16 protein-coding genes are annotated in these 19,878 nt (G+C 51.1%); 2 read left to right on the plus strand and 14 right to left on the minus strand.

The window, feature by feature from the left end:
• Positions 1-15: 15 nt before the first annotated feature.
• The 4 genes from AAHB90_RS16855 to AAHB90_RS16865 all read right to left on the minus strand — a co-directional run bounded on the left by AAHB90_RS16855 (position 16) and on the right by AAHB90_RS16865 (position 4,093).
• Positions 16-2,253 (minus strand): bifunctional alpha,alpha-trehalose-phosphate synthase (UDP-forming)/trehalose-phosphatase, encoded by a 2,238-nt coding sequence (locus AAHB90_RS16855; RefSeq protein WP_342086376.1) that lies wholly within the window; start codon positions 2,251-2,253, stop codon positions 16-18.
• 561 nt (positions 2,254-2,814) lie between these two features.
• Positions 2,815-3,042, minus strand: coding sequence for a PLDc N-terminal domain-containing protein (locus AAHB90_RS32815; RefSeq protein WP_446717910.1), 228 nt, complete (start codon positions 3,040-3,042; stop codon positions 2,815-2,817).
• A 97-nt stretch (positions 3,043-3,139) separates the two neighbouring features.
• Entirely contained in the window at positions 3,140-3,595 is a 456-nt protein-coding gene (locus AAHB90_RS16860; RefSeq protein WP_342086377.1) for a hypothetical protein, read from the minus strand.
• A gap of 102 nt (positions 3,596-3,697) precedes the next feature.
• Positions 3,698-4,093: an NUDIX hydrolase gene (locus AAHB90_RS16865; protein WP_342086378.1), complete on the minus strand. Its 396-nt coding sequence runs from the start codon at positions 4,091-4,093 to the stop codon at positions 3,698-3,700.
• Between the two features lie 463 nt (positions 4,094-4,556).
• Between AAHB90_RS16865 and AAHB90_RS16870 the strand changes: the two genes are divergently transcribed.
• Together AAHB90_RS16870 and AAHB90_RS16875 are read left to right on the plus strand one after the other, a co-directional pair.
• A complete protein-coding gene (locus AAHB90_RS16870) occupies positions 4,557-4,712 on the plus strand; it encodes a hypothetical protein (protein ID WP_342086379.1) in 156 nt (51 codons plus the stop codon).
• Positions 4,709-5,002 (plus strand): helix-turn-helix domain-containing protein, encoded by a 294-nt coding sequence (locus tag AAHB90_RS16875; RefSeq protein ID WP_342086380.1) that lies wholly within the window; start codon positions 4,709-4,711, stop codon positions 5,000-5,002. The genes AAHB90_RS16870 and AAHB90_RS16875 overlap by 4 nt, the downstream gene beginning before the upstream one ends.
• 26 nt (positions 5,003-5,028) lie before the next feature.
• On the opposite strand, the gene AAHB90_RS16880 is transcribed toward AAHB90_RS16875, so the two are convergent.
• The 10 genes from AAHB90_RS16880 to AAHB90_RS16925 form a co-directional block, all read right to left on the minus strand.
• On the minus strand, positions 5,029-5,484 hold the full coding sequence (locus AAHB90_RS16880; RefSeq protein ID WP_342086381.1) for a GNAT family N-acetyltransferase: 456 nt from the start codon (positions 5,482-5,484) through the stop codon (positions 5,029-5,031).
• Positions 5,481-6,776: an MFS transporter gene (locus AAHB90_RS16885; RefSeq protein WP_342086382.1), complete on the minus strand. Its 1,296-nt coding sequence runs from the start codon at positions 6,774-6,776 to the stop codon at positions 5,481-5,483. The genes AAHB90_RS16880 and AAHB90_RS16885 overlap by 4 nt, the downstream gene beginning before the upstream one ends.
• Positions 6,777-6,778: 2 nt before the next feature.
• Positions 6,779-7,414 (minus strand): bifunctional 4-hydroxy-2-oxoglutarate aldolase/2-dehydro-3-deoxy-phosphogluconate aldolase, encoded by a 636-nt coding sequence (locus AAHB90_RS16890; RefSeq protein WP_342086383.1) that lies wholly within the window; start codon positions 7,412-7,414, stop codon positions 6,779-6,781.
• Positions 7,407-8,417: a 2-dehydro-3-deoxygalactonokinase gene (locus AAHB90_RS16895; protein WP_342086384.1), complete on the minus strand. Its 1,011-nt coding sequence runs from the start codon at positions 8,415-8,417 to the stop codon at positions 7,407-7,409. The genes AAHB90_RS16890 and AAHB90_RS16895 overlap by 8 nt, the downstream gene beginning before the upstream one ends.
• A 55-nt stretch (positions 8,418-8,472) precedes the next feature.
• Positions 8,473-10,629 carry an outer membrane protein assembly factor BamB family protein gene (locus tag AAHB90_RS16900; RefSeq protein ID WP_342086385.1) on the minus strand — a complete coding sequence of 719 codons (2,157 nt, stop codon included), beginning with the start codon at positions 10,627-10,629 and terminating at the stop codon, positions 8,473-8,475.
• A gap of 212 nt (positions 10,630-10,841) precedes the next feature.
• Positions 10,842-12,320 (minus strand): RagB/SusD family nutrient uptake outer membrane protein, encoded by a 1,479-nt coding sequence (locus AAHB90_RS16905; protein ID WP_342086386.1) that lies wholly within the window; start codon positions 12,318-12,320, stop codon positions 10,842-10,844.
• A 181-nt stretch (positions 12,321-12,501) separates the two neighbouring features.
• Positions 12,502-15,492, minus strand: coding sequence for a SusC/RagA family TonB-linked outer membrane protein (locus AAHB90_RS16910; RefSeq protein ID WP_342086387.1), 2,991 nt, complete (start codon positions 15,490-15,492; stop codon positions 12,502-12,504).
• Between the two features lie 84 nt (positions 15,493-15,576).
• Positions 15,577-16,818: a mandelate racemase/muconate lactonizing enzyme family protein gene (locus AAHB90_RS16915; RefSeq protein WP_342086388.1), complete on the minus strand. Its 1,242-nt coding sequence runs from the start codon at positions 16,816-16,818 to the stop codon at positions 15,577-15,579.
• 355 nt (positions 16,819-17,173) lie between these two features.
• Complete coding sequence (locus AAHB90_RS16920; protein WP_342086389.1) at positions 17,174-18,211, minus strand: LacI family DNA-binding transcriptional regulator; 1,038 nt, start codon at positions 18,209-18,211, stop codon at positions 17,174-17,176.
• Positions 18,208-19,575, minus strand: a complete 1,368-nt coding sequence (locus AAHB90_RS16925; RefSeq protein ID WP_342086390.1) for an enolase C-terminal domain-like protein — start codon at positions 19,573-19,575, stop codon at positions 18,208-18,210. Before AAHB90_RS16925 ends, AAHB90_RS16920 begins: the two co-directional genes overlap by 4 nt.
• Positions 19,576-19,878 lie beyond the last annotated feature (303 nt).

Genomic DNA, 19,878 nt, shown 5'->3' on the forward strand with positions numbered 1-19,878 from the left:
ATACAAAAGCCCCTCCTACTCGCCTACGGGCGAAACCATAAAATGCAGGAAATGAAAAACCTCGTCCTGGCTTCGGATGTGGTTCCGTGCGGCCGAGAGGTCGTCACCTATTTTTATTGTAAATGAAGTATCGGGCAACGCCTCGAACATATCTTCGTCCGTCGTATCGTCGCCGATGGCCAGGATGAAATCGAAATCACCCGTTTCGACGAACGTGCGCGTGGCGGTTCCTTTGTTAAACGCGGTTTTCTTCACTTCCACAACCTTGTTACCGTCGATTACCTGCAAGTTCAGTTCGGGCTGTATATAATTTTTGAGCTGCCAAAGGAGCTCCTGCGCGCGGCGGGTAGCATATTCCTTGTCGTCGGCGGTGCGGTAATGCCACGCCAGCGCAGTTTCCTTTTCTTCAACAAATGCACCGGGGCAGCGTTTGGCATAAATCTGCATCATCGGACGGATACCGTCCTTCCAGTTTTCCTCGTAATTTTCATTCAGCTGCCATTCTCCCGAATCTTTGGCTTTTATCAATGCACCATGCTCAGCGATCATATGTACGGGAAGGTCGCTGAAAAGCTTGTCGAGAAAATAGCGGTCGCGGCCGCTGACGATGACCACCGTGTCCCGTTTGGCGATATCGTTCAGTAATTTTTTTACATCCTCACTCATAATCGCTTTCGCCGGGTCGGGAACGATCGGTGCGAGGGTGCCATCGTAGTCGAAAAAGAGGATCCTGTTATTGGATAATTGGTAAGCGTGCCGGATCGCGTCGATGCCTTTGTTAGTCAGGAAAACCTGGCGCAGCCGGTCATGTTCTAATTCAAGCATTGTCATTTGGGTAAAAAAATCACTGGTCCATGCGAACACATCATAGTCACGAATCCTTTCGCGCATGGCCTCCATTCGTTTGTATTGCTCTTCTTCCGGCATCTCGAACGCAGTTTTGATCGCGTCCGCAATATCCTGCCTGTCGAGCGGATTAATGATCAGGGCTTCACCCAGCTCGGCTGCGGCGCCGGCCATTTCACTTAATATCAACACGCCCCGACCGTCCCGCCGGCTTGCTACATACTCTTTGCAAACAAGGTTCATCCCGTCGCGCACGGGCGTGATGAGCGCGACGTCGCTAGCGGTATACATGCCCACCATCTCATGATAGGGCATCGAACGGTACTGGTAAATGATCGGCTGCCAGGATATGGTGCCAAAATCCGCATTGATTTTTCCCACCGTCTGGTCGATATCCGACTTCATCTGCTGGTACTGCTCAATCGTATCGCGTGAGGGCACTACCACCATCACAAATGATACTTTTTCATGCCAGCCTGAGTTTTGTTCCAGGAAGCGCTGGTAACCATGCAGCCGGTGGATAATGCCTTTGGAATAATCCAGGCGGTCGACAGAGAAAATGATCTTTTCTTTCAGCGACTGCCGGGCGTCAGCGCGCGCAGCGATGACATCCGAATCATCATAAGCGTCATTGAATTTATCGAAATCGATACTGATCGGGAATGAATCGACCTTCACGATCCGGTTGCCGAGGTTAATATAATGCAATTTATTCCCCAGTTCGGAGACAAGTCTCGCCGCTTTCAGGAAATACTCCACATAATCGTTGGTATGAAAACCCACCACATCAGCGCCGAGTATGCCATCTATAATGGCCCTTCGCCAGGTCACCGGCAACAAGCGGAATATCTCGAAAGAAGGAAAAGGGATATGAAAAAAGAAGCCGATCTTGTTTTCCGGAAATGCATTGCGGATCATTTGCGGGAGGAGCATCAGCTGGTAATCCTGTACCCACACCACATCGCCCGGGCGGATCACTTCCTTTACCTTTTCGAAGAACAATTGATGCGCTTCCCGGTATGCATCGAAATAAATATCGTGGAACCGTGCCAACGACGGGAAGTAGTGGCAGAGCGGCCATATCAGATTGTTACAGAAGCCCTCATAGTAATTTTCGTTGAGCTCGTCGGGAATAAAAACCGGGTGGGCCCGGAAGTTCTCATTTTCCATGGACTCCCCTTCGAGTTCCTCCGGGGTATTCTCCGAAAAACCGATCCATTGAATTTTCTGGTGGGGGTCAAAAGCCTGGTTTTCCTGGTCTTTAACCAGCGACAGCACCGCGGAAACGAGGCCGCCGGAATTTTGAAATAATCGGGAGACGTCACCGTCGCGGACAACCTTAAACGGTAACCGGTATGCGACTATGATGAGCCTTCCCGTATTGACTGACTGAGATAAACTTTCCATAATACGCTCAAACGACTTCAAAAGCCATGCCAAATCGGCTTGCAGCATTGAAATCCTTCTGCGAATGCAATAAGTGCCGCGTATATTGCCATTCAACAGCTTTGCCTTGCTCTATCAAAAAATGAGTACGCTACTCAAACTGATAAGGCTTTGCCGAAAGGAATGAATGTGTTACTTTCGCTGCCGCAACCTCTTTTATCACATTACAGGAACCGATGGTCCGTCATGCGGATTTTCGGGCCGTGGCGCGAAAGCACACAAACCCGCGGCAAGCAATACATTGCTGTTTTCCATGAGTTAATGTGATAACTGACCACAAATACGGGCTTGTAAAGGCCCAAGATTAGTCAAGGACTACAAAAATGTAATCGCAGATTAATACTGTGCCACTCTTTGTTGTGGGTTGCAGGCGGCCAGAAATGGCCGCCATTTTTTTGCATGTGTTTGGCGCAACTCTGCTCCTTCCAATGGCATTTTCACTGGTCGCTATGCCTTCCGTTTCCGCCTAAATTACATTTGTGACTACGATGCCTAATGTAACTATTGAACCGTTCTCAATATTTAAAGACTCACTTTCTGGCTACGTCCGACGAAATAGTATATTATTCCGCCAAAAAAAGGAAAGCCAATAATCACGATAATCCAGATCAATTTGTTAATATCCTTTGCGAAATCGCTTTTGATTACATCAATCAATGCCCATATGGTAATCGCAAATGGAAGAATAAGGAATAGAAACGTAAATACGCCACCTCCCAATCCAAAAAATAATAGAATTGCCGCTATCATACGAGTGTTATTTAGGCGATGACTTTTGTGTCATGCGCGGCAGCAAATTACAATATTCGGGTGGCTAAAAAAATCATTTCGCCACCCGATATCAAAGTCAGGCGATACTCCTTATCCAGGCTTCCGCCTTTCCCGGGTCGGTAAAGAAACGTTCGCACGGACTGCTGTAAAGAGATTCGTATTTCTCGATTTTGGTCTCATCCTGGTGGCAATGCACCGCAGCCAGGCACCGGATATTACGCTTCGTGGTTAGAACCAGTCTCGCCGCTTCCTCTTCAAACATGGCGAGGTAACCCACTTTCCACCCATAATCCGCGAGCGTCAGCGGCACGATGTTGCGGAAATATTTGTGTGCATCGAGATTCAACGCCGTGAAGCCATGCAGGTTGACGAAAATGCTGAACGATCCTCCATCCTCTATTTGATCCAGCGCGTCGTGAAGCGATTGCTTCCACCTGATCACATCCGCTTTCTCCACTTCACCGCTAATTTGCGTAATAATGAGTCGGTTAACTGGCTCCCAATCCGTTTTTGTAATTTTTGAATCTGACATCTGAATATGGCTGACAAATACTAACTGACGGGATAAACAGCAGGCTCCTGCATTTGTTCCATACCGTCGACGGACAGCACCGGATTGTCGACAAAGCGCTTATCAGGCAAGCAGCCCTTTCACTTTCAGATCGTCGAAAAGCAACTGCGCGGCCAGCGATACCTTGGCGCGGTCTGCGTATGTCAACCACTTAACCTCCTCGATCTCAGCAGCCGCGCTCACCTCTCCCCTTTCGGTGGTTGTATAGCAGCCCAGCCTAACCAAGACGCCTTCAGGTTGCCCATGCGCCTGTGCCTGAAACTCCCCGTAGAATTGCAACAGTGACGGATCCAGAACAATGCTGATCTCTTCGGAAATCTCGCGCACCAGTGCATCCTCATCCGATTCTCCCGGCTCGCGCTTGCCTCCGGGAATGTAATAAGTATCCCTTCCCCGGCTCTTGGCAGCCAGTATTTTTTGGTTTTCCAGGTAAATCAGGGCAAGTTTATCGATTATCATGTTATCTGTACGGGTTACTAATTATGTAACTTCTTGTAGCCAAAAGTAAAAAATTCTACATTAATGCTATTTAAAATAAGGAACAGGAAATCTTATCATTCAGATTTAGCACTTAATCAGCTCTGGCAACTTCTATCAACCTTGCCGCGAAACCGGTATTGACTGTACTCATGTGCATCTACATGGCAAATCCTGATAAACAAATCTATCTTCCAGCATACCTGTAAAGTTTCCTTTTAAAGAAACTTTCGCTATCTTCACCTGGAATAGATGATCGAAAAACTTTTTAATGTGGTCATCCTCGACCAGGCAGCCGATTTTCTAAGGTCATTGGATCGAAAAGCTGCGATGAAATCATGTCGAATATCAGAAAATCACAGTCACGACTTGACCCGGCCTTGCTTAAAAAGCTGAATGCGGATATCTGGGAGTTTCGGACACAGTTCAATGGCATCAATACCGGATGCTGGCTTTTTGGGACAAGACAGACCATAGGAACACATTGATAATTGCAACACACGGCTTTGTGAAAAAACAAAGCAAAGTCCCGGATCACGAGATCATAAGGGCACAAAACATCAAGGTCAAATACTTTTCAGACAAAAAGTCTAACACATGAAAACTTACACGCTTAACGAAATAGAAGACGAAATTATCGGCAAAGTAGGCACGCCGGAACGTGACCAATACGAATATGATTTGAAAATGGATTTGATTGGGAAAGCGATCAAGCAGACGCGCAAGAAAAGGAGACTTACTCAGGAAGCACTTGGCGAACTGATAGGAGTCCAGAAATCACAAATTTCAAAGCTCGAAAGCAATGCAGGAAATGTAACGGTCGACACGCTTATGAGGGTATTCAATGCCATGCAGGCCAATGTGAAGTTGCAGATTGAATTATTAAATTAGCTAATTTACACGGCCATTTGTAAGAATTAGTTTCCTAACTTCTTCTCAAAGCAAACACTATTTTCCACCCCCAAATATTGCCCGTAATTCTCCGTACGCCGGTACCCGTTTTTTTCATAGAGCGCAATTGCTTCCGGCTGGCGCTTGCCGGTTTCGAGCACGCATCGGGCATAACGCATTTCCCTCGCCCAATCTTCCAGCTCCGTAAGCACGCGTGTGGCAATACCCTTGTTGCGGCCTTCGGGTGAGACGTACATCCGCTTCACTTCCATCGCCTCGTCGCTGAATGCCTTAATGGCCCCGCAGCCAATGGCCTGGCCGTTTTCGTAGCATACTACGGCGTGCCGGATCTTGTCTATTTTGTTGAATTGAGAGTAAAAACCATGGTCGGCGCCGTCGCGTATGGCCAGGTCGGCGTCCAGGAGCTTTACTAATGCTTTGAAATCTTCGTCGTCGGAATCGGTTCTTCTTAGTGTAATCATTGCAATTCTTCGAGTTCTACTACTTTGGGCGTTCGGGTGAGCCAATGGATAATCAGCCACGCCACAAGATAAGTAAAACCGCAGATTGTAAAAATGATGTTGTAGCCCGCCTGGATATTGCCGGCTGCTTTGTAGCTGTCGAGCAGGTTGCCGATCAGGATCGGGAACAGGATGCCGCCCACCGCCCCGGCCATTCCGCCAATGCCTACCACCGAGCTAACGGCCTGTTTCGGGAAAAGATCGGACGGTAGGGTGAATACGTTGGTAGCCCAGGCCTGGTGCAATGCTACGGCCAGACTGATCAGCCCTACTGCCATCCATACGCCGCTGGAAAACTGGATCAGTATCACGGATAATTCACAGAATGCCAAACCCAGCAAAACCGTTTTGCGCGCTTTGAGCGTCGGCCAGCCCCGTTTGATAAGCCAGGAGGACAAATAGCCGCCTCCGATACTCCCAACGGTTGTCGCCGTGTAAATGAGCATCAATTCAAAACTGGGCTTTTTAAGGTCCAGGTTAAACGTCGAAGCGAAATAGGATGGCAGCCAGAAAAGGAAAAACCAATAGATTGGGTCAATGAGGCCTTTGCCCGTGATGTACGCCCAGGTTTGCGGGAAAGTGAAGAGTTTGATCCATTTAACCGGCTGCCTTTCGGCCTCGTTTTCGTCCTGGTCTTGCCCGCTCAGAATGTAATGCAGTTCTTCTCCGCTCAGGCGCTTCTGCTTGACGGGAATATCGTAAAATATCAGCCAGAAAACAAGCCATACAAAACCCAGCGCTCCCGTAATCCAGAACACTTCCTGCCAGCCGTAATGGCTCAAAATCCAGGGCACGAGTATCAGTGCCACCACCACGCCTACGCTGGTACCGGCATTAAAAAGACCGGTCGCTAATGCGCGTTCCTTTTTCGGAAACCATTCAGCAACGGTTTTGACTGCCGCAGGATAATTACCGGCCTCTCCCAAACCGAGCCCCACACGCGCAAGCCCAAACCCGAATGCGCTGCGTGCTACGGCGTGCAGCATTCCTGCGACACTCCAGAAGATGATAGTAAACGAGTACCCCGCTTTTGTACCGATCTTGTCGATCAGCCAGCCAAAAACGAGTAGACCAACGGCGTAAGCTGCCGTAAATGCCATGACAATGCGGGCGAAATCGGTTTCAGTCCAAACGAACTCTTTTTCGAGAATGGGTTTCAGGAGACCGATGATCTGCCTGTCGAGGTAATTAATGGTCGTGGCGAGAAACAGCAGGATCACGATGATCCAGCGGTAATTCCTGATTTTACCCATTGCTAAGCAAGTTTTTGTACGAATTGAAGGAAATGTGCTTTCAGTCCGTCCCAGTTTTTGTCCTGGATCAGTTTCTTGTCAAATAACTGTCCGCCAATACCCAGCCCGTTCGCTCCCGCTTTCAGGAAAGCTTCCATGTTTTCGAGGCTTACCCCACCGGTAGGCAACAATTTCAACTGGTTCATCGGCGCTTTGAGGTCTTTGATATACCCTGGCCCCAGGGCCGTAGCCGGATAGATCTTCACCATCGACGCGCCGAGCGACCATGCATTGAAAATTTCAGTGGGTGTATATGCGCCCGGAAACACCGGGATGCCCTTTTTCACACAAGATTTAATAACCTTTTTACTCAGAACCGGCGTGACAATGAACTGCGCGCCTGCTTCAAGGGCCGCATCCAGGTCATCTTTGGTACAAACCGTTCCCGCACCGATGTTCAGGCCGTAATGTTCATTTTCCAGGGCATACCGGATTATGTCAGTCGCGCCCGGTGTGTTCATCGTAATCTCAACGGTCGTCAGGCCGGCTTCCCGGTAAATGGGTAGAATGCGTTTAACGTCTTCCGGCGAAACATTCCGGATAATGCCAACCAGCGGCGCCTTGTTGAACAGCTCCCACGAAAATGTATGCTCACTCATAAATTGTTTTATTCAATGTTAAATATTGGTTCTCAAAAATTCGGATATGCCCCATGGTGGCCGCCCTGTCTACAATCTCCGACGGGATAATGGTCGCCCTTCCGGCCAGCCCCAAAGCCTCGATCGCAGCTCTGTACAAATGGTACAGATTGCCCCCGCCACATAGTACCAGCTGTGCGCTGGTCTCCTTCGTGAGATCACGGATTTCGTAGCCGATCAACAGCCCGCTCAGGAACATTCCGTTTTCCCGCTTATTCATTAAATCAAAAAGCTGGTTGGTTCTTACTGTAAATAATGCATTTAAAATATTTCCCGAACCCGACTCACGTATGCCCAACCTAAAAGCTCCGGTAGCTTCCGCGTCAAAATCAGGCTGGTGGTAATGGTCGATGGAATCTTTCAAAATGCTCTGATTGGCCATCAGGTTGAACACTTCGCCCGTCATAAAAGTCTTGAAATCAATCAAACGGCCGTCGCGCACGAACATATGCTTGGAATGCGTGCCCGGGAAAATGAATATCGCGTCGCGACCGGAAAGATCCATGGCCGCACCCAGTCCGATCAGTTGGGTTTCTTCGCCACGCATTACGTCATGATCGCTCCTTACGCCGGAAACCAGCGTGAGCTCGTGCCGGAAACCGGCCTGCTGTCCATAATGATGCATGCCCAGATGTGCCCCGTCCAATGCAAACGGCAGGCGGGCGTACGGCAGCTCCTGCATCCCGATGGAGGAAGAGGCCATGCCCGAAAGCACAATGGACACGCCTGTCAAGTCTATTCCGGTTTGCTTCTCCAATGCGGTAACCTGCGTCGCGATGATCGAACGGTAGTATTCGCCCCGCGGCATCTGATTGGCATTGTGCACTTCCTGCCAGGCATTGTACACCGCGCCTATCCCATTCTGGGACGTCACTTCCGCTACCACATCGTGATCCTTCACATTGACCAGCCTCAACCGGAACGAGGACGTTCCCCAGTCACAACTTAGCAGGTTTTTACTCATAGCTTCTTTTTCGTTAGGTAACTTCCGCCGCCTTAAATCGACGGTCAACGGTATGTCATGGCAGGGCAAATGCAATGTAATTGCCGCCGGGCTTCAGCCCGTAGCGTGTACCGCCGGCTGCGATCGCAATATATTGCTTTCCATCGACCATATAGGTAATGGGAGTAGCAAAACCGCCTGCCGGAAGTTTGTATTCCCACACAACCTGACCGGTTTTGGTATCGAACGCCCGAAGTTTTTCATCGTAGGTCGCTGCGAGGAAGAGCAGGCCACCGGCTGTCACCAACGGGCCGCCATGATTTTCCGTACCGGTCGGCGGGATTCCTTGCTTCGTCAGCTCGGGATACTCGCCAAGTGTAACTTTCCAGAGGTATTCGCCGGTGTTCATATTAATGGCGTTCAATGTACCCCATGGCGGCTTGATGGCCGGGTAATTATCCTGGTCACGGAACTGCACATTGCCGTTGTTGACATAAGGCGGCTGATATGGAAAGTTGACATTGCTTTTAGTCGCGTTCGCCGCCGTTTGTGCGTGGATGTCGTTCGCTGCCGGTTTCGGTTCGGTTTTTAAAAGGAAATCTATAATAGCCGCGCGGTCATCCCTCGAGATATGCTGAAAGGAAGGCATCCTGCCGCGGCCGGTTTCCAGCAACGTGCCGATTTGTTCACGGTTCATCCGCTGTCCGATGTCTTTCAAAACCGGGTAAGTTTGAGAGACCGTCGCATTTTTCGAATCGGTAGCATGACAAACCGCACAATTGGTATTAAACAAAACCTGACCTCTTGTCAACACCTGGCCCTTCTGACTTTCTTTCGCATCCCGCATTTTAAGCCACCAGAGCATATTGTTGCCATTCACATACACAATACCTTCCGGATCGGCTGCGGTACCGCCCCACTCCGCTCCGCCGCCGATACCGTATAGCAGCCCGCCCTGCAAATCGGGCGGCTGGTTTTTCGGTCCTTTGTTACTATTGCGAAAACGGTCGAGCACGTAGGCGTGTGCCTCCGGCGTGCGCGTAGTAATGTCGGCTTCGGTCAACGACTGGTTGGCAAATGGCTCCGGTTTAACGGGTACGGGCTGCGTAGGCCAGGGCTGCTCGCCCGCCAATGGTTTCGCTTTGGGGACCGGTACCTCTTTGATTGGAAACAGTGGCTTTCCGGTTTCACGGTTGAAAAGGAAAATGTGGCCATCTTTTGTCGCCTGCGCCACGGCATCCACCATCTTTCCATTCCGTTTGACCGTGATCAGATTGGGCGGGCACGGAATATCCCTGTCCCAAAGATCGTGGTGAACTGTCTGAAAATGCCAGACGCGTTTGCCTGTCTCCGCATTAAGCGCGATGACGCAATTCGCGAAAAGATTACTTCCCTTCCTGGCCGCTCCGTAAAAATCTACGGATGGCGAGCCGGTTCCCAGAAAAACCATTCCCCGTTTTTCGTCCATCACCATTCCTGCCCAGCAATTGGCTCCGCCCAGTTTCTTGTATGAGTCTTTCGACCAGGTTTCGTAGCCATATTCACCCGGCAGCGGAATGGTGCGGAACACCCAAGCCACCTTACCCGTACGTACATCGAATGCACGGATGTGCCCCGGCAATGCGTCGCCGCCTTCGGAAACAGAGGAACCGGTAATGAGGAGGTTCTTGTAAATCACGCCGGGCGTGGTGTTGCGGATATTGAACTGATAGGGATCGTAACCGTAGGTGGCCTCATCGCCCAGGCCATCATGAAAATCCACCTCGCCGTTTTTACCGAAGCTTTCCACCAGCTTCCCTGTTTCTGCATTCAATGCAAACAACGATGCCCCGGCCGTGAACAGAATGCGCTTATCAATCCCATCCGACCAATACACAACCCCGCGCATCGGATGGAACCGCGGCCGTTTTCCTTCAAAAGGATCGAACTTCCAAAGCTCTTTGCCTGTCGCCGCGTCGATGGCAAAAACCTTCAACCTGGGCGTGGTACCGTACATAACGCCGTCAATGACGATCGGCTGGCACTGCAAATCCATACCGCGTTCACCGGGTTTGTTTTCCCCGGTATCGTAAGTCCAGACAGGTTGCAGGTTTTTCACATTATCCTTATTGATTTGGGTCAACGAAGAATAGCGGTTACCGGCATTGTTGCCGCCGTACACGGGCCAGTCGGCATCTTTCCCATCGTCCCGGAAGACCGGTGCGAGGCCGCAAAATGTTGCGGTTGCAATCATTGAAAGTATAATCGGGAAACGGATTGTCATGGAATTTTTGCAGGTAATTTGTACTAAAAAAGCCGGATGCCTGAGCCGTTTGTTCCAACGTCGGCCTGACCGGTAACGTCTCGCATGCCTTCGACTTCGCTCAGGCTGACATCAGCGATATCCAAATGTCAGCCTGAGCGCAGTCGAAGGCGGGCGAAACCGTATCTCCACCCCGGTTACTGCTACAAATTCGGATTAATGGACGTATCCGTATAAGGCAGCGGGAACCAGTAGTTAGCCTTCACGATCGGCTTGATCGGCTGCAAATCGTCGTTGCTTTTCTTGGCATTGGCTTCTTCCACCTTTTCGAGCCGCACCAGGTCGAACCAGCGTGTGCGCTCGCAGGCGAACTCCCAAGCCCGCTCCTGTACCACTTCATCTGCAAACTGGGCTGCTGTGAGGCCGTCACCAGGCATCAGCGCTTTGGTCCCTGCCGCACGTCCACGCAAGCGTACCTTGTTCAAAGCGTCGTATGCCGCCTGGTCGGGTCCACCGGTCCCGCGGGCTTTGGCTTCGGCATAGATGGTCAGCACGTGCGGGTAACGCATCATAACCGACGGCAGCGAAATGCTCGACGTTACGATATTTCCCTTGATATACCATTTCTGGTAGTAAGGATGTTTGGTCAAACTGTTCTGCCAGGGAATTTTGGTAGCACCCAGGCCGAATTCCGTGCGGAATGTAGCGTCCTTTCGCGGGCCGGCGGGAAAGTCACGGAAGAAGTTAAGCTCGGCAAACATATCGTCCCAACCGCCTTCTTCGCCGGGCATAGTGGTGTTGCCATAGGTTGCATTGGCCGTGCCGCTCCCGCCAAGGTACCCGCTGATCTGGAACACAGCTTCTTTGGTGCCCGGGGATGCCGGATCGTTTTCAAACACCGCCGCGAATGTCGGCAGCAGTTCAAAGCCGTAGGCGCCGGCGTTGTCGATAACCTCTTTGGCTTTCGCGGCAGCCAAATCGTATTTGTCTGTTTGCTTCAACGGCCAGCCCGCCATCGTCAGATACACGTCCGCGAGGAATGCTTTGGCAGACCCTTTGTTAGGCCGTCCCGGATCACGTTTTGCGTTTGGAAGATTGGTTTCAGCCACTTTCAAATCAGCCACGATCAGATCGTAAACTTCCTGCGGCGTCGATTTTTTAACCGTCAGCAAATCATCGGAATATTCGCCGGCCAGGATCAATGGAATGTTACCCCAGAAACGGGTCAGCCAGTAGTAGGAAAACGCACGGATAAAATGCGCCTCGCCGACGATGATATCGATCGTCGCCTTGGTACCCACCGTTTTCTGGTAATTATTGATCACATTATTCGCTCCCTGGATCGCTTTGTAACACCCATTATAGACCGCATTCGAGCGCTGGTTCGTAGTCGAAACATTGAACTGATCGAACTCACGCCAATCCGCCTTATTACTCGCCGGGTGCGTGGTAACGTCGTCCGCCCCGAGCACCGCCGCATTGGCGGATGGATGTAAAAACCCGTAGCTCCACTGGTTGGCCAGGCCTTTGTAAGCGCCTGTCAACGCCGATTCAAGTCCATCCTGGGTCGAAAGTACATTAGGCCCGTATAACAGTCCCGTCGTATCCTCATCGAGATAATCGCTGCAACCCGCACCAGCCAGAAGCAGGGCGCTTAGAAGAAGTATTGGTAGTTTTTTCATTTTTTTAATGCTTTAGGCTTTAAGCTGTATGCTTTAAGCTACGTTTGCTCAGCAACAGCTGATGTTTTTATTTCTTTGTTGAAATTTCATTTAAAGGTTCACAGGCGATATGCTGCAAGCGGTGCGCCCGTTGTAAATTCCCGCCTAAGGCTTAAAGCTTATCGCTTACTGCCTATTGCCCCTAAAACCCAAGCGTCACCCCCAGCGTGTACACTTTCGCATTCGGGTATGAACCGCGGTCGATGCCTATGGCGGTGTCGGTGCTGGAACCTACATTGCTGGTTTCAGGGTCGGGACCGGTGTATTTGGTGATCGTGAGCAGGTTGGTCGCGCTGGCGAAAATGCGGACATTGGCTTTATCTTTGAAAACAGAGGAAGGCAGGTTGTAGGCCAGGCTGACATTTTTCAATCTTACAAAACTCCCGTTTTCCACAAACCGGCTCGACTGCGTAAATGGCTGGTAGGTTTTGGTAAATGCGGGAATATCCGAATCCGTATTGCCCTCCCGGTAATAGTCACGGATTTCTGTCAGCAAGAACTGACGCGCCTCACCCGAGCCCGACATGGCGCCCGCGCGGGTGTAGTTTAGCTTATCAACTCCAAAAGCACCCTGGAAGAATACATTCAGAGTTAAACCGCTATATGTAAAGGTGTTATTCCAACCGCCGGTCAGTTTTGGGAACGCGTGGCCGACAATCTGAAAATCGTCGGTGGTGATCGCATTGTCGCCATTCACGTCTTCATAATGCGGGTCGCCGGGTACGCGGCCTTGCTTGGCGGCGATGTCGGCCTCATTGGGTTTGAAGGTACCAAGGTATTTCAGGCCCCAATACGAACCGAGCGGCTGGCCGGGCATGAGCATAAATTCGTTGGTAATGGACATGCCGCCGCCTGCTCCGGTACCGGTGCCGAGACGTGGCAACCCGCCGAGACTTACCACCTCGTTTTTCAGTGTCGACAAGTTCAGGTTGGTTTCCCAGCTGAATTTGCCTTTCTCGATAGGTGTACCACCAATAGCAAACTCAAAGCCCGTGTTTTTGATCTCGCCCACGTTGCGAGGCTGCGTACCACCGCCTGCGTAGTTGGGCAACTGCACGTTCAGCAGCAAATCGGTAGTGCTTTTGTTGAAATAATCAGCTTCGAAATGCAGACGGCCATTAAGAAACTCCATTTCAATACCCACGTCGGTTTGTGTGGTCGTTTCCCATTTCAGATTTTTGTTCCCCTGGTTACCCTGGATCACACCCGCCGTCACGCCAGTATTGTTGAAACCGACCTGCGTAGAGTTGTAGGGCGATAATGTAGCGTACGGGTTAATAGCCTGGCTACCGGTTTTACCCCAGCTTCCCCGCAATTTCAGGTTTGAAAACACATTCAGGTTCTTGATAAATTCCTCCTCAGAAAGCCGCCAGCCCAATGCTACCGACGGGAAAACGCTGTTACGGTTATCTTCGCTGAATTTCGAAGAACCATCACGGCGAATGGCCGCAGTCACCAGGTATTTGTCTTTGAATGCATAGTTCACCCGTCCGAGCAATGAAAGCAGTGTCCATTTGGAAAAGCCTGAATTGACGGTCGCGGCCGAGTTACCGCCGATGTTATCGTAGCCCAGCTGCGGAAAACGAAGGCCATTGGCGGTGGCCGTGAAGTTTTTATCGGTAAACTGCTGTGTCTCGAGAACGGCTACCGCGGTGATAGAATGGTTACCGAAAGTGCGGGTGTAGTTCAATGCATTGGTATTTTGCAAAGTCACCTGGTCGGACGAATAGCGGGTCGCATTCGGGTTGTTGTTCGAAAGGCGTTTGCCGTTGAAGTTCTTGTTTTGCGCATCCAGGTAGTTGATCGCGTATTGCAGATCAAGCGACAAGCCGTTGATCGGCAATTGGTAAGTCAGTCCGCCGATCGCGTTGATGTTCATCCGCTCGGTATCGATGGATTTGTCATACAAATGATCCAGCGGGCTTCTGGAAACCGAACCGGTCGGATCCGCAAACGTCGGCTGGCCGTCTGCACCATAGGCAGGCGTGGTAGGCGCCCATTGCAATGCTTCGATCAATGCTCCGCCACCGTCCGTATTGTGGTTGGCCGTTTTGGCACCCGACAAATTGAGCCGCAAGGCAAGGTTCTTGTTGATTTGCGTCGTCAGATTGGTCCGCAACACATAGCGTTTGAAGCCACTGTTATTGACAATACCTTTCTGATTGACATAATTTCCGGAAATCAGGAAAGAAGTCTTTTCGTTACCACCCGAAACCGTAACCTGATGCTGTTGGCCGCTTCCCTTGCGGTATACGAGATCTTGCCAGTCGGTACCGCCGTTCTTTTTAAAATCGTCGACCTGCGCCTGCGTAAACGGGGCATTAGAACCCGTAGCCGCCGCGCGGGCATTCACGATCTCGGCAAATTCACCCGCAGGCAGGATATCGAATTTCTTGATCACATTCGAAACGCTACCTTGCCCTTCATAGCTTACCTTAATGCCTTTGCTACCCTTTTTGGTCGTGATAATGATCACCCCATTCGCACCGCGACTACCATAAATAGAAGTCGAAGCCGCGTCTTTCAGCACTTGCAGCGATTCGATATCGTTGGGGTTCAATAAATTATAGTTGGCACCAACAAAACCGTCGATCACATAAAGCGGATCATTGTTTCCCAGCACAGAGTTGGCACCGCGAACACGTACTTTCGAATCGCCGCCCGGCGCACCATTGGACTGCGTCACCTGCACACCGGCCGCACGGCCCTGCAACACCTGGTCGAGACGGGTAATGGGCTGCTGCGAAAACTCACGCGTCGAAACGACCGATAGTGCGCCCGTTACGTCTGTTTTCTTTTGCGTACCATACCCTACTACTACCAGTTCGTCGAGGCTGCGGGATCCCTGGGCGAGTTTAATGTCAATTACCGAACGATTACCGATGGCGACCGTCTGGGTTTCATAGCCGATAAACGAAAATACCAGGCTTCCGTCCCCCGGTGCATTGATCACGTAATTCCCCTCTCCGTCGGTCACGGTACCCTGCGAGGTACCGCTGATCAGGATACTCACACCAGGCAGCGCGGCATTGTCCTGATCCGTTACTTTTCCGGTTATCCTGCCATTTTGGGCAAGCAAACCACCTCTGCCCAATGCAAGGAGCACCAGGCATAAACTCAGCAATTTTCTCATGGATTTTAATAGATAGATTTATTTGAACGTTAGGAAAATACTTGTCACCGATCCACTACCGACGAGGTATGGTATTTCATAGCATTACCAGTTGTGGATAGCACCGTCCGGACTTTTCAGGATCGGGTGCGGGAATTTGGTTTTCTCTTTGACCTCCATAATGAAAGTTGCCTTTTTAGGATCGAATTTTACCCCCAGTCCGGGCGCGTCGTTGAGATACAGCTTACCGTTTTTGAAATTGATAAAGTCCTCATTGAAGTAAGGCGGCCGCTCCGGTTCTCCCCCGCCCAGCTCCATCAGCGCCCTGGCCGGACTGCTCGAACCAAGCACGTGTACCAATGTGGCTGTCGCCAGCGGGCCTGTGAAATGCGGTATCATGCCTACATAATGCGTTTCGCACATGGAAGCCAGCTTTTTAAATTCGCTGATGCCGCCCGTGTTAGGTAATGTAAACCGGGTGTAATCGATCCAGCGGTTTTCGATAAACTCGTTGCAATCCCACCGGTCGCCGAACTGCTCGCCGACGGCAATGGGCACCTTGGTCATCGAGCGCACGGTTTTGTAAACCGAAGGGTTTTCCGAGCGGATGATGTCCTCCACGAAATACGGTTCCAGCGATTCAAGCGCCGTACAGATCTTCAAGCCATCGGTCATATCGAACCTCGTATGCAGGTCGATGGCCCATTTTCCCCCGCCGCCGACAGCCTCGTCGATCCGTTTGCAGAAATCGATGGTCTTTTTGACATTCTCATAAAAATCAAAGGGCTGATCGCCATTACCTCCCGTAGGACCGATGCGATAGGACCGCAAACCTGCCTCGATGCAATCTCTCGCCCGCTCTTCTTCCGTCGTGGCCTTTGATGCGCGGAAACCGGTGGCATAGCATTCGACATAGTCGCGTGTGGCGCCGCCGAGCAATTCGTAAACAGGCACATTCAGCGCCTTGCCTTTGATATCCCAAAGCGCCATCTCCAATGCGCCCAATGCGTGCAGTTTCTCGCGGCCCGGTGGGTAAAACATCCCGCGGTACACGTTCTGCCAGATGTGCTCGATGCGGAACGGGTCCTCGCCGATCATCATTTGGGCACATTGCTCGATCATATCCTTCGAGCCGCCCTCGCCGATCCCGATAATGCCGCCATCAGTTTCGATCTCCACGATCCCGCGCGCCTGGTTGAAAAGCGGCTTGTTATATCCCGGAGCGGCATAGTACCGGATCTTGGTGATCTTCATTTTGGACGCTGCCTCGGCTTTGATCAGTGGAAAGCCACTAGCGACCGCCGCAGTGCCGAGGAACGCAGTTTTGATAAAGTTTCTTCTTCGCATAATGGTAGTAGGTCTGGTAATAGTCAGGCAATAGTCATGTGATAGTCAGGTACGTTGTCAGGTGCTGGTCAAGAGTTTTCGGGAATAGTCAGGTTATGATTGGGTGTTGTCACAAATGGTCAAGTGCGGTTGGGTATAGTCAGGTGATATTGCATCCTCCATCATTCCTCCAACCCACAATATGACCAAACCTGACTACGCCTGACTTCATTTGACTTTAGCCTGACTACACCTCACTTCGCTTGACTACGCCTGACCAAACCTGACCACACGTGACTATCCACATCAATATGGTTTATAACCGCCCGTGCATTAAACGTTTAAGCATGTTGGCAAAAAAATAGCCTGCCATGCATTAGCCGCTAAGCGCCGCAGGTTTGGCCTTCGATGACTCCCGGGCGATCAACTTCGCCTCCATCAAAATCTGCTTCATGCCTTCCTCGGGGTTTTTTAGCTTTTTCAACAAAAACTCAACCGACGTTTTGCCCAGCATTTCCAAAGGCTGCCGTACGTAGGTGATCGGGCAATAGTACAGGTCAAAAACCTCCGCCTGGCCAAAACTGACGATCGCCAGGTCGGACGGGACTTTGAGGCGCAGCTCCGTGATATATTTTAATGCATTGATAGCTAATCCGTAGGTCGCAAAAATCATCGCGTCTACACGCTGCTCGGAGGCCAGTATTTCGTCGATTGCCGTCCGTACCTCCTTATCCATCGTTTCGAAATGCACTTCTTTCAGCCATGAGTCGTGAAACTCGATGTGGTTGTCGCGCAATGCGTGTTTGTAGCCCCGCACGCGCTCCTCCATGTGGTACATAGTCGATTTGTAAGCCATGATCCCGATCCGCGAATAGCCGCTTTTGATGAGGTGAACGCCGGCGTCGTAGGAGGCCTTGTAGTTGTTGGTAGCCACAAAATCGGTCTGGATTTCGGGAAAGTGACGATCCAGCAGCACGAATGGGATATTCCGCTCTTTAAGATAATGCACCTGACTTTCGGAGCCTTCGCAGGAGACGATGATGAAGCCATCGACCTGGCGGTTGATCAGCACATTCAGCAAATCCCAGGATTTCTCGGCATGCTCGTCGCAGCTGCCAATAATGACCGTGTAGCCGTTTTTCTTGGCCTCATCTTCCACCACACGGGCGATATTGGCGAAGAACGGGTTGGAAATATCGGCGATGATCAGCCCGATGGTGTGTGTTTTGCCGCTTCTCAGGCTTTTGGCCAGGTGATTGGGCTGATAGTTCAATTCCTTGGCTATCAACCTGATTTTCTGAGCAATGGCCTCCCCCACCCTGGTTTCCTTCTCTTTGCCGTTGAGGACATATGAAACCAGGGCCGTGGAAACGCCCGCCTGCTGTGCAATATCTTTGAGCGATGTTTTTTTCATGGACGTATAAGCGTACCGTCGAATTTTCTTACTTGCCAGTTCGATTTTGCGCTGATCGGAAATTTAGCCGCGGCTTTTTCATCGATGTCCACCCCTATGCCCGGCACTTCATTGACCGACATATAACCGTTTTTCATCGTCGGGCAACCCGAGAATACTTCCAGTGTCTTGTCATTGAACTGCACCGCCTCCTGGATACCGAAGTTCCAGACAGCCAGATCGATATGCGCGTGCGCCGAGTGGCCTACCGGTGACACATCCCCAGGACCGTGCCAGGCCGTTTTGACATTGAACCATTCCCCAAGCCGGGCCACTTTCATGGCCGGCGTGACCCCGCCGATCTGCGATACGTGGATGCGGATGTAGTCGAACCACTGATTGGCCATAGGTTCGAGGAATTCATTGATATTATTGAAAAGCTCGCCCATTGCTAGCGGAACCGTGGTGCTCTGGCGCAGCAGTTTGAACCACTTCATATTCTCGGGAGAAAAAGGATCTTCGATAAAAAACGGCCGGAATTCTTCCAGCTTTTTGATCATATTGATCGCATTCATCGGCTGCACGCGCTCGTGGATGTCGTGCAGGAGCTCCACTTCCTCCCCACATTGCTTCCGCACGGTTTCGAAGAGAATGGGAATGGCTTTGAGGTAGGCATTTTCGTCCATATAATTGTCGGTAGCCCCGCCGAAGCCAGCTTCCTTGAAATCAGGCTTTTGGGTAGTGCTGCCCACGGCACCGTACCCTCCCTGCTGAATGCGGATGTAGCGGTAACCCTGCTCCTGGATTTTTTTGACACTTTCCACCGTTTCCTCGGGCGTGCGCCCGTTCGCATGGGTGTAACAAGGCACTGCAAAACGCGCTTTACCGCCCAGCAACTGGTACAGCGGCATCCCGGCGCGTTTGCCTTTGATATCCCATAGCGCCTGGTCCAATCCACTCAATGCATTGTTCAGCACGGGACCGTTACGCCAGTACGAGCTCACATAGGCGGCATGCCACATGTCCTCGATATTGTCGACGTCCCTGCCGACGCAAAATTCATTGAGATAAGTATTGACCGCCACCAGCACCACCTCGGCGCGCTGCGTGAAAGTAGCGCAGCCCAGCCCGTAAAGCCCGGGCTCGGAGGTTTCCACTTTCACGACAATGAGGTTGGAGCCCTGCGGCGCCGTCGCAATCGCGCGGACGCTTTTTATCGTCAGGGGTTTCATGCCTTTGGCATACTGCGGCGTTTCCGCTTCGGCGGCGGCCCGACGGTCGGCACGAGCATCGGAAATACCTCCGAACAGCCCGAGCATTCCCGCCGAACCGCCCAGCCCCAGGGCTTTCATCGTGTCGCGACGACTCATTCCATTCTCTTTCATTTGTTTCAGGTTAAAGGTTTAAGAATTGCCTATTACTTTTTATCCCACCAGATCCGGCGCGTCAAGTTTCAAAACCGTTCTGGCCAAAAACCACGCTGCTGCATAGCATGCTGAGCAGCGCCATCATTGTAAAACATTTCTTCATCACGTCTAACTGGGTCAAAATTCAGGGTGAATGGCGTTATGCAAAACGTACACGAAACCGTAATTGCTTACGGACACGAGCACCAGGAACAGCAAAGCAAAAAACAAGCTGCGAACGGCCGGAATAAACGAACGATCATATCTATACGCAAACAACAA

The sequence above is a fragment of the Dyadobacter sp. OTU695 genome (genome assembly GCF_038440355.1).
In the GTDB taxonomy this organism is placed as follows: Bacteria; Bacteroidota; Bacteroidia; order Cytophagales; family Spirosomataceae; genus Dyadobacter.